The organism is Pseudomonas syringae group sp. J309-1 (assembly GCF_032582135.1).
Classification (GTDB): domain Bacteria; phylum Pseudomonadota; class Gammaproteobacteria; order Pseudomonadales; family Pseudomonadaceae; genus Aquipseudomonas; species Aquipseudomonas quasicaspiana.
On the sequence record NZ_JAWHNU010000006.1, the window covers coordinates 25361 to 35001 of the forward strand.

Here is a 9641-nt window from a genome sequence, read left to right on the forward strand (position 1 = left end):
TCATCCAACTCAAATACGTTCCATTTTGGGCAGCCAGACACGTATCAGCGAGAACAGTCGGTCCAGGTCAATAGGTTTGGCCAGATAGTCATTTGAGCCAGCCTGCAGACAACGCTCCTGGTCATCCTTCATGGCTTTGGCAGTCACGGCGATGATCGGCAGCTTGCGCCAGCGTGGATCCTTGCGAATCTCGATGGTCGCTTCATAGCCATCCATCTCCGGCATCATCACGTCCATCAACACCAGATCGATATCTTCGATTTCGTTCAGCTTGCTGATGGCCTCGAAGCCGTTACGCGCAACTTCGACCACCGCGCCCTTGTGCTCCAGCGCGCTGGTCAGGGCAAAGATATTACGTACGTCATCGTCGACGACCAGAATCCTGCGCCCTTCAAAGACCTTGTCGCGACTGCGCGCGGTCTTGAGCATCTTCTGGCGCTCGTTGGAGAGCTGCGACTCAACCTTGTGCAGGAACAGCGTGACTTCATCCAGCAAGCGTTCGGGTGAGCGCGCGCCCTTGATGATGATCGAGCGTGAATACTTCATCAGCTCAGCTTCTTCATCGCGGGTCAGGTTGCGACCGGTGTACACGATGACCGGCGGGAACGAGCAGATTTCATCGGTGGACATACGCTTGAGCAACTCATTGCCCAGCATGTCTGGCAACTTCAAGTCGATGATCATGCAGTCATAGATATTGTCGCGCAGCAGGTCCAGCGCATCCTGGGCGAAACCTACTGCGGTGATTTCAATGTCGTCGTCCCCGATCAACCGCGCAATGCTGTCGCGTTGCAGGGCGTCATCTTCCACCAGCAGGATACGTTTGACCTTTTGGGTCAGCTTGGATTCGAGCTTGGCGAAGACATCCTTGAGCTCTTCACGGGTGGTCGGCTTCACCGCATAGCCCACAGCGCCCATGTGCATGGCCGCTTCCTGACGATCTTCAACGGAAATCACGTGAACCGGGATGTGTCGCGTTGGCGCCAGCTCTTTCAGGCGCTGCAAAACCGTCAGCCCGGAATGATCCGGCAGGCGCATGTCCAGCAGGATTGCGTCCGGGGTGAACTGAGCCGCCAGGTTGAAACCGTCATCGGCGGCATGGGCAACAAGGCAGTGGTAACCCAGCTCGTGAGCCAGGTCGAAAAGGATTTTGGCGAAAGCCACTTCGTCTTCAATCACAAGAATGCAGCGCTTGCTCGACGGCAGCCTTTCCCGGTCATCGGCGAAGCTCGGCACAGGCGCTTTAGCGGGTGTCGCGGGAACCGCTGCGGCAGCCGGCGGCAAAGATGCCGATGCATGCACAGGCATAGCAGACATAACCGGCGCTGGGGTTGGCGCAGGGACTTCGCCATATTCCAGCTGCACCGACTCGACATACTGTTCAGGAAGAACCAGGGTGAAGATACTGCCCTGCCCCGGCTCGCTGGTTACACTGATCGAACCACCGAGCAGGCGCGCCAGATCCCGGGAAATGGACAACCCCAGACCGGTGCCGCCATAACGGCGGTTGGTGGTGCCATCAGCTTGGCGGAAGGCTTCGAAGATGCTTTCCTGCTGCTCTGCTGCAATGCCGATCCCGGAATCGCGCACCGTAAAGACAATCCCTGCGCCCGGCTGACGCGAGACGATCATGCTGACAGTGCCGGTTTCGGTGAACTTGATAGCGTTCGACAGCAGGTTTTTCAGGATCTGTTCCAGTCGCTGGCGATCGGTGTAGAGCATGGTCGGCGCACCGGCCTGCAGCTCCACATGGAAATCAAGCTTCTTGTCGAGGGCCAATGGCTGGAACATATTGCGCAGCCCTTCTACCAGACGAGACACGCTGCTGTTTTCCGGGCGCATGTCCAGCTTGCCGGCTTCGACCTTGGAAATATCCAGAATATCGTTGATCAGGTTGAGCAGATCATTACCGGCTGAATAGATCGATTCGGCAAACTTGACCTGTTCGGCGGTGAGATTGTCCGTCGGGTTTTCAGCCAGCAGCTTGGCCAGAATCAACGAACTGTTGAGCGGCGTGCGCAGCTCGTGGGACATGTTGGCAAGGAATTCGGATTTGTACTTGCTGGAGCGTTGCAGCTCGTCAGCACGATTTTCAAGCTCGACCTGAGCAATGTTCAGCTCTTCATTCTTGCGATCAAGGGCATCACGCTGCTCGGAAAGGACCTGAGCCTGATCAGCCAGTTGCTCGTTGGTCTGCTCAAGTTCGGCTTGCTGGGTTTCCAGATGCGCCTGAGACTCCTTGAGAATCCTCGACTGCTCCTCCAGCTCCTCGTTGGCGGTGCGCAGCTCTTCCTGCTGGACCTGCAGCTCTTCGTTGAGCTGTTGGGTTTCAGCCAATACTTCCTGCAAACGCTGACGATAACGCGCGGCTTCGATGGAGGTACCGACGTTGTCGGCAATCAGTTCCATGAACTCGACATCGCTCTCGGTCAGAGGACGCAGGAAGCCCAGCTCGATGACGCCGTTGACCTGGTCGTCGTTACTGGTGGGCACAACGAGAATGCTGCGTGGGTCGCCCTCACCCAACCCGGAAGACACCTTGAAATAATTACTCGGTACATCATCCAGACGGATGATCTTGTCTTGCTGCGCAGCCTGACCGATCACGCCTTCGCCACTGTAGAGGGACTGCTCGTGCTGTTCCTGCTCACGGGAGAAACCATAGGACGCGACGCGCCTGAGGCCGCCGTGCTCCTGACGCACGTAAACGGCCGCAACCACACTGCCCAGATACTGAGCGAAGAATTGCAGGACGTTGGACCCCAGGGTATTCAGCGTTAATTGACCCAATACCTGTTCAGCCAGCTCACTCTGACCATTGCGCAGCCAGGCGACTTTTTTCAGGCGCTCGGCGTTTTCTTCCTGAAGCTTGAGGTTGTCGCCATAAGTACTGGACAAGGCCAGCAGATCCCGACGACCGATGTACGCAAGAAATCCGCTGACACACAGAACAAAAACAAGGTAAAGGCTGACTGACAGGACGGTTGTGCGTGTGACGTCGGCATTGCGCGCGAGACGCAATTGCTGCTCTACAGCGACAACTTCTTCGTACTGGCTGCGAATCTCGTCCGTCAGGCGCTTGCCTCGCCCAGTCCGTAGCGGGGCCACGAACTCGCCTTTTATCCGCCGCTGATTAATCATCTCCTCAGCGTACTGACCCCAGTCTTCCTGCAATGCCTGGATACGCTTGAGCCGGTCAACCTGAGGCGGGTTATCGGCAACGAGTACCTCAAGCCCCTTCAGCTCTGCAGTGAGCGCCGGTTTTGCCAGCTCATACGGGTCGAGATAACGTTCGTCACCCGCCAGCAAATAACCACGCATACCGGTTTCCATATCGATGGAAAGCTTCAGCGCGCGATTGGTATTGTTGATCACTCGGTCGGTGTGCTCGACCCACTGGATGACTGACAGCAAATAGCTGATCAGACCGATGAAAAAGACCGCGCTGATAACACCCACACTCAGGGGTAAAGTGACGTTGCGGCCAAGCAATTTACGAAAACGTTGCTCATCGACAGTAGACGGACGGATCATGAGTCATCCTTGGTGATCATCAAACCATGAAGTTTGCCGTAATATTAAGAAAAAGACTCTCATTTCTCACACAGATATCTGAATTTTCTGACATTTAGCTGCCTAAGAACGCATTATTCGTTTCATCAGTGGTACAGCTCGCCTTACCACTCACTCAAACGAGTGCAAATGTTGCTAGCTGGCACCTCCAGCGTTATTTTGCTTACCCGTACCGGTCGCATTACGCCGACCCTGCAGATTTTAAGGAAATCACCTATGTCCGTTCCTGCCAGCACCATTCTAGTGGTCGAAGACGACGCCATTGTCCGCATGCTGATCGTCGACGTGCTGGAAGAGCTGGAATACACAGTGCTCGAAGCTGAGGACGGTGAAGAGGCTCAAAAAGTGCTTGAAGACGAATCGAAGGTCATTGATTTGATGATGACCGACCTTGGCCTTCCAGGCATGGATGGCAAAGAGCTGGCTGCGATTGCGTGCAAGCTTCGCCCGTCTCTGCCGGTTCTTTTCGCCAGCGGTTATGCCGAAAGCATTGATGTCCCGGCAGGCATGCACAACATCGGCAAACCGTTCTCGATTGATCAATTGCGTGACAAGGTAAAAAGCATTCTTGGATAAGCACGATTCGCAGCAACAGCCGGACAGCTCCGTTTCGGACGCGACAACCCATGTATTGATCATTGGCTATGTGTGGCCCGAGCCTCGCTCCTCGGCCGCCAGCGGTCATGTCATGCAATTGATCCAGTGCTTTATGGAGCAAGGCTGGCAAATCACCTTTGCCAGCCCAGCCACCGAAGGCGAGCACAAGGCAAACCTGGCTGAGCTGGGGATTTGTGAGGTCCACATTGAGCTGAACGACAGTAGCTTCGATGTTTTCATCAGCGAATTGCAGCCGGATATCGTTCTCTTCGATCAGTTCATGATCGAAGAGCAATTTGGCTGGAGGGTGGAGAAACATTGCCCCCATGCCCTGCGACTGCTGGAAACCTCAGACCTGCAAAGCTTGCGTCACGCGCGCCACATGCAGCTCAAAAACTACTTGAGTAATGCAGATCAAGCTGATGATTTAAAACGTTTTTTTGAAGAATCAGATCGCGACATTTTTTCCGCGATGGCAACCGGCGACCTGGCCCAGCGTGAGATCGCCGCCCTGTACCGCTCCGACCTCAGTCTGATGACGTCCGACGTGGAAATGCAGTTGCTTACCCGTGAATTCCGGGTGCCTGAGGGGATCTTGCACTGGTGTCCGCTGATGGTCAGCAATGTTCCTGCGACAGCGCGCCCGTTCGCCGAGCGAGCGCATTTCCTGAGTATCGGCAACTTCCGACACGCGCCTAACTGGGATGCGGTGCTCTGGATGAAAAACGCCATCTGGCCGCTGATACGTCAGCAACTGCCCAAGGCTCAGTTGCATATCTACGGCTCCTACACGCCACCCAAAGCCACTGCGCTGCACAACGCGGCGCAGGGCTTCCATGTGATGAATTGGGCGGAAGACGCTTTGAAGGTGATGTCCGAGGCGCGTATTTGCCTGGCGCCGTTACGCTTTGGCGCGGGGGTCAAAGGCAAGATTGTCGATGCCATGTTGTGCGGCACGCCAACCGTCACCACGCCGATCGGTGCTGAAGCCATGAACGGCAACCTGCCCTGGCCCGGCTGCGTTGCAAGCAGCGCTGCCGAAATCGCTGATGCAGCAGTGCGCCTGTATCAGGATCAAGAGCGTTGGCATGAAGCGCAGAGCGCTGGCTGGGAGCTGCTTGACGCGCGCTACAGGCACCAGAAGCATTGCACAAGCCTGATTGCCCGTATCGAGTACCTGCGTCAGAACCTGCAAGCCCATCGAACTGCAAACTTCACCGGCGCAATGCTGCGACACCACCATCACAAGAGCACCCAATACATGGCGCAGTGGATTGAGGCGAAGAATCGCAATCCGGTGAAGCCTTGAGGCGCACCTCAGCCCCATGTGGGAGCGTATTCATTCGCGAATGCGGTGTGTCAGCCAGATAATATCTCTCAGGCACGGCCAATCGCGAATGAATTCGCTCCCACGGTGATACCCCATTTCAACTCGGCATTCCGCGGACCTGGGCAAAGAGTCGAAATCCGGTGAATCCTTGAGTCGTGCCTCCTGCCCGTGTGCAGACCGTGTGAAAACCCTCAGACAAAAACAAACTGCGCGCGCTCACGTGAAATCTTTAAAAGTTTGTGTGGGTCACAGACCTCAAACTCACGTAGTAGCGCGGTTTTTTGAGCGTTTTTTAGCCAGCTAATTGGCTCGGGAGGTTTTCACACAGCCTGTGTGGGAGCGAATTTATTCGCGATGCGATGTGTCGGCCAAAGATATTTTTCGGCATACCCTGTGATCGCGGACAAGCCTGGCTCCCACAGAGATTCGCTCCGCAACAAACGCTATCCCATCTAAATAGCTTGCACATTAAGCAATAAAAACAATTGGTTATGGATAATACCTAGAATCTACATCTCATTTCTCAACAGATACGTATCCATGATCCAGCCCTTCTCCTGCCGCGCCTTCGCTCTCGCGTTCTTGATCTGCTCACACACCTCATCCAGCGGCCCTGCAATCAGGATTTCATCTGGCGTCCCAAGATAAGCTCCCCAGTAAATATGCAGGCCCTGGTTAAGAAACCGCTCAAACGTGCAGTGTGCATCAAGCATTACGATGGTGTTCTCAGGTGCTGCATTGCGCTCAAGCGCCAGCCTGCGCCCGGTGGTGATATGGATAGGTTCGCCAATACGATTCAACGGAATACGATGCTGCGCCGCCAATGCCTGTACGCTGCTAATACCCGGAATTACTTGATAATCAAATAGTTGAGGGGAGTCTTCAAGAATTAACTCGAAGACTCTTAAGGTGCTGTCGTACAGCGTCGGCTCACCCCAGATCAGGAAAGCAGCCGTTTGCCCCGCTTCTACTTCATCAATGATCAGGCGCTGAAACAACGCCGCCCGTTGCTGATGCCAGCGTGCAACGCCTTGCTGGTAGGAATGTGGATCATCCTCCCGGGAGGGGTCGCTGACCTGCAGCAAGCGATAGTCATCACCGGTGATGTAACGCTCACAGATATCCTTCCTAAGGCGCAGCAAATCATCGTTTGCGTAGCCTTTATCAAGCACGAAGAACACGTTGGCGCGATTCAGCGCATTGATGGCCTGAATGGTGATCTGCTCCGGATTGCCGGAACCGATGCCGATCAGGAGGATGGTTTTCATGAGTTCACTCCAGACGGAACTGAATGGCGCAGGTGGTGCATCAAACTCAACGCCCTATGGAAGAGATGCCTGGTCTGGGCGCAATCCGGCAATCCGGCGATAAACGATAATGCGGTGTGTCTTGTGGCTGCGTCTCATGCATCGCGGGCAAGCCCTGCTCCCACAGGTCATACGCGATCATAGAATCTTCCACACAGGTTGCATCCTGAAGCGAGCGTGCCAGTTGCCACAGGAAACTCTGGATGCTATCGCACACTCAGATAGTGCACATTAGCAGCCTGGCATTCTGGATATCGGCCACATGATGACAAAAACAACAAGAGTCACAGACCCCTCATATGAATTGATGGACGACCATAACGGCTTGTCGATCATCTATCGCGAACACGGCTTCCCCTGTCCATTGGTGCGTTGGCACTTTCACAAGGAATACGAACTGCACCTGATCGTGGCCAGTTCCGGCAAGGTCTTTGTCGGCGACTACATCGGTAACTTCTATCCCGAGTCCCTGTTCCTCACAGGGCCCAATCTGCCTCATAACTGGATCAGCCAGATCGAAGAGGACGAGGTCGTCACCAAGCGCGACATGCTGGTGAATTTCACTGACGAGCTATTCGAAAGCGGCAGCCAGATTTTCGCCGAGCTGAAGACTCTGGCCCCACTGCTGGAGCGCTCGCAGTACGGCATCGAGTTCCGCTGCAAACGGACCATTCGCCAGGCCACGAAACTGATGCAGAAGATCGCCGATTCCAAGGGCATCACCCGCCTGGGCCACTTTCTCATCCTGCTTGAATTACTGGCGGCCAGCGATGACTACCAGCTGCTGTCCGGCAGCAACTCGGCACCGATCGCCGATGAACACAGTGTCGATCGCACCAACAAGGCCGTCGATTACATCTTCGCCAACTACGCGCGGGAACTGCCGCTGGAAGAAGTGGCCGATTATCTCGGAATGAAGCCGACTTACTTCTCCCGGGTCTTCAAGCAAGCTACCGGCCGCTGCTACGTCGAATTCGTCAATCGTCTACGTATCAGTAAATCCTGTGAGCTACTGGCCGACGGCGACAAGCCTGTGACAGATGTGTGTTTCGAATCAGGCTTCAACAATATTTCAAATTTCAATAGACGCTTTCAGCAGCTCAAGGGCATGACCCCGTCGCATTATCGACGGCTGGCCGTTCAGCGCCTCACCGAACAAAACCTGTACTGATTCACCGCGCGCACTCAATCAACGTCTACGCTGAAACTGCGTCGCAGACGGTCGCGATAAGGCTGCGGCAGTCTAGCGTGGATTTTTCAGGCGCCAACGGAGTACAAAAAAGTATCAGCCCAAGTGTCATGCAGGATTTGTCATCTGCGCCTGCGCCCGCTGTAATCAATCCACATCTTCCACACCTCCGGAAGACACAAAAACAATAACCGACCTTCTGCAGCTCTATGGGCGCGGAAGAGGAGTGATAAATGAAGACCTCTGCAAAAGTTCTGCTTGCCGGTACCTGTCTGGCACTCTGCGCCACCGCCTCTGCGGGCGAAGTCACAATCGCCACGGTCAACAACAGCGACATGATCCGCATGCAGCGCCTGTCGAAAACCTTCGAAGAAAAGCATCCCGACATCAAACTCAAGTGGGTCGTCCTCGAAGAGAACGTCTTGCGCCAGCGCCTGACCACAGACATCGCCACCAAAGGCGGACAGTTCGATGTGCTGACCATCGGCATGTACGAGGCGTCGCTATGGGGCGCCAAAGGCTGGCTGCAGGAGATGAAGGACCTGCCCGCCAGCTACGCGCTGGACGACGTTTTCCCGTCAGTGCGCGATGGCCTGTCGGTGGACGGCAAACTGTTTGCACTGCCCTTCTATGCCGAAAGCTCGATCACCTACTACCGCACCGACCTGTTCAAGGCTGCGGGTCTGACCATGCCTGAACGTCCTACCTGGACGCAGATCGCCGAATTCGCTGACAAACTCACCGACAAGTCCAAAGAACAGTACGGTATCTGCCTGCGAGGCAAGGCCGGCTGGGGCGAGAACATGGCGCTGATCACCACCGTCGCCAACTCGTTTGGCGGGCGCTGGTTCGATGAGCAATGGAAACCGCAGTTTGATCAACCGGAATGGAAAAACGCGCTAACTTTCTACGTCGACACCATGAAGAAATCTGGCCCACCAGGCGCCTCGAGCAACGGCTTCAACGAAAACCTCGCCCTGTTCAACAGCGGCAAATGCGCCATCTGGGTCGACGCCAGCGTTGCCGGTTCCTTTGTCACCGACAAGAGCCAGAGCAAGGTCGCTGACAGCGTAGGCTTCACTTACGCCCCTCATGAAGTCACCGACAAAGGTTCGGCATGGCTGTATTCATGGGCACTGGCGATCCCGACCAGCGCAAAAAACCAGACCGACGCCAAAGCCTTTACCGAATGGGCGACCTCAAAAGAGTACGCAGCTTTGGTGGCCGAGAAAGACGGCGTGTCCAACGTCCCGCCAGGGACTCGCGCCTCGACCTACACCGATGCCTACAAGAAAGCTGCGCCTTTCGCCAATATCACTCTGGAATCGCTGAAGGCCGTGACGCCGAAAGCGCCAACCCTCAAACCAGTGCCCTATGTTGGCATTCAACTGGTGACCATTCCCGAGTTTCAGGCCATCGGCACTTCAGTTGGTCAGCAGTTCTCCGCGGCTCTGGTAGGTACGGCAACACCTGATGCCGCATTGAAAAACGCGCAAAGCTCCACCGAGCGAGACATGAAGCGAGCAGGTTATCCAAAGAAATAGTCGCAGCTGACTATTAGTCGGGGCGCCCGCCCCCCCCCCCACGCCGCGCGATTTGGACCCAGCGTAGCGATCATGACACCCACAACGAACAACCCAGACGC

6 protein-coding genes are annotated in these 9641 nt (G+C 55.4%); 4 read left to right on the forward strand and 2 right to left on the reverse strand.

Features of this window, described 5'->3' with window-relative positions:
- Positions 1-9 precede the first annotated feature (9 nt).
- Positions 10-3534 (reverse strand): response regulator, encoded by a 3525-nt coding sequence (locus RX972_RS05010; RefSeq protein ID WP_316873074.1) that lies wholly within the window; start codon positions 3532-3534, stop codon positions 10-12.
- Between the two features lie 255 nt (positions 3535-3789).
- Between RX972_RS05010 and RX972_RS05015 the strand changes: the two genes are divergently transcribed.
- Entirely contained in the window at positions 3790-4149 is a 360-nt protein-coding gene (locus RX972_RS05015; RefSeq protein ID WP_027899100.1) for a response regulator, read from the forward strand.
- On the forward strand, positions 4142-5479 hold the full coding sequence (locus tag RX972_RS05020; RefSeq protein ID WP_410478196.1) for a glycosyltransferase: 1338 nt from the start codon (positions 4142-4144) through the stop codon (positions 5477-5479). Before RX972_RS05015 ends, RX972_RS05020 begins: the two co-directional genes overlap by 8 nt.
- Positions 5480-6009: 530 nt before the next feature.
- Here the strand turns inward: RX972_RS05020 and cobF are convergent.
- Entirely contained in the window at positions 6010-6768 is a 759-nt protein-coding gene (gene cobF / locus RX972_RS05025) for a precorrin-6A synthase (deacetylating) (protein WP_316873077.1), read from the reverse strand.
- Between the two features lie 304 nt (positions 6769-7072).
- On the opposite strand from cobF, the gene RX972_RS05030 reads away from it, so the two are divergent.
- Positions 7073-7978, forward strand: coding sequence for an AraC family transcriptional regulator (locus tag RX972_RS05030; RefSeq protein ID WP_316873249.1), 906 nt, complete (start codon positions 7073-7075; stop codon positions 7976-7978).
- A 251-nt stretch (positions 7979-8229) separates the two neighbouring features.
- Positions 8230-9540: an ABC transporter substrate-binding protein gene (locus RX972_RS05035; RefSeq protein ID WP_027899096.1), complete on the forward strand. Its 1311-nt coding sequence runs from the start codon at positions 8230-8232 to the stop codon at positions 9538-9540.
- Positions 9541-9641 lie beyond the last annotated feature (101 nt).

What these genes read in the sequence shown, in the direction of transcription:
- RX972_RS05010 (WP_316873074.1), bottom strand. Translation starts at nt 3,534, where the DNA reads ATGATCCGTCCGTCTACTGTCGATGAGCAACGTTTTCGTAAATTGCTT.
- RX972_RS05015 (WP_027899100.1), top strand. Translation starts at nt 3,790, where the DNA reads ATGTCCGTTCCTGCCAGCACCATTCTAGTGGTCGAAGACGACGCCATT.
- cobF (WP_316873077.1), bottom strand. Translation starts at nt 6,768, where the DNA reads ATGAAAACCATCCTCCTGATCGGCATCGGTTCCGGCAATCCGGAGCAG.
- RX972_RS05030 (WP_316873249.1), top strand. Translation starts at nt 7,073, where the DNA reads ATGACAAAAACAACAAGAGTCACAGACCCCTCATATGAATTGATGGAC.
- RX972_RS05035 (WP_027899096.1), top strand. Translation starts at nt 8,230, where the DNA reads ATGAAGACCTCTGCAAAAGTTCTGCTTGCCGGTACCTGTCTGGCACTC.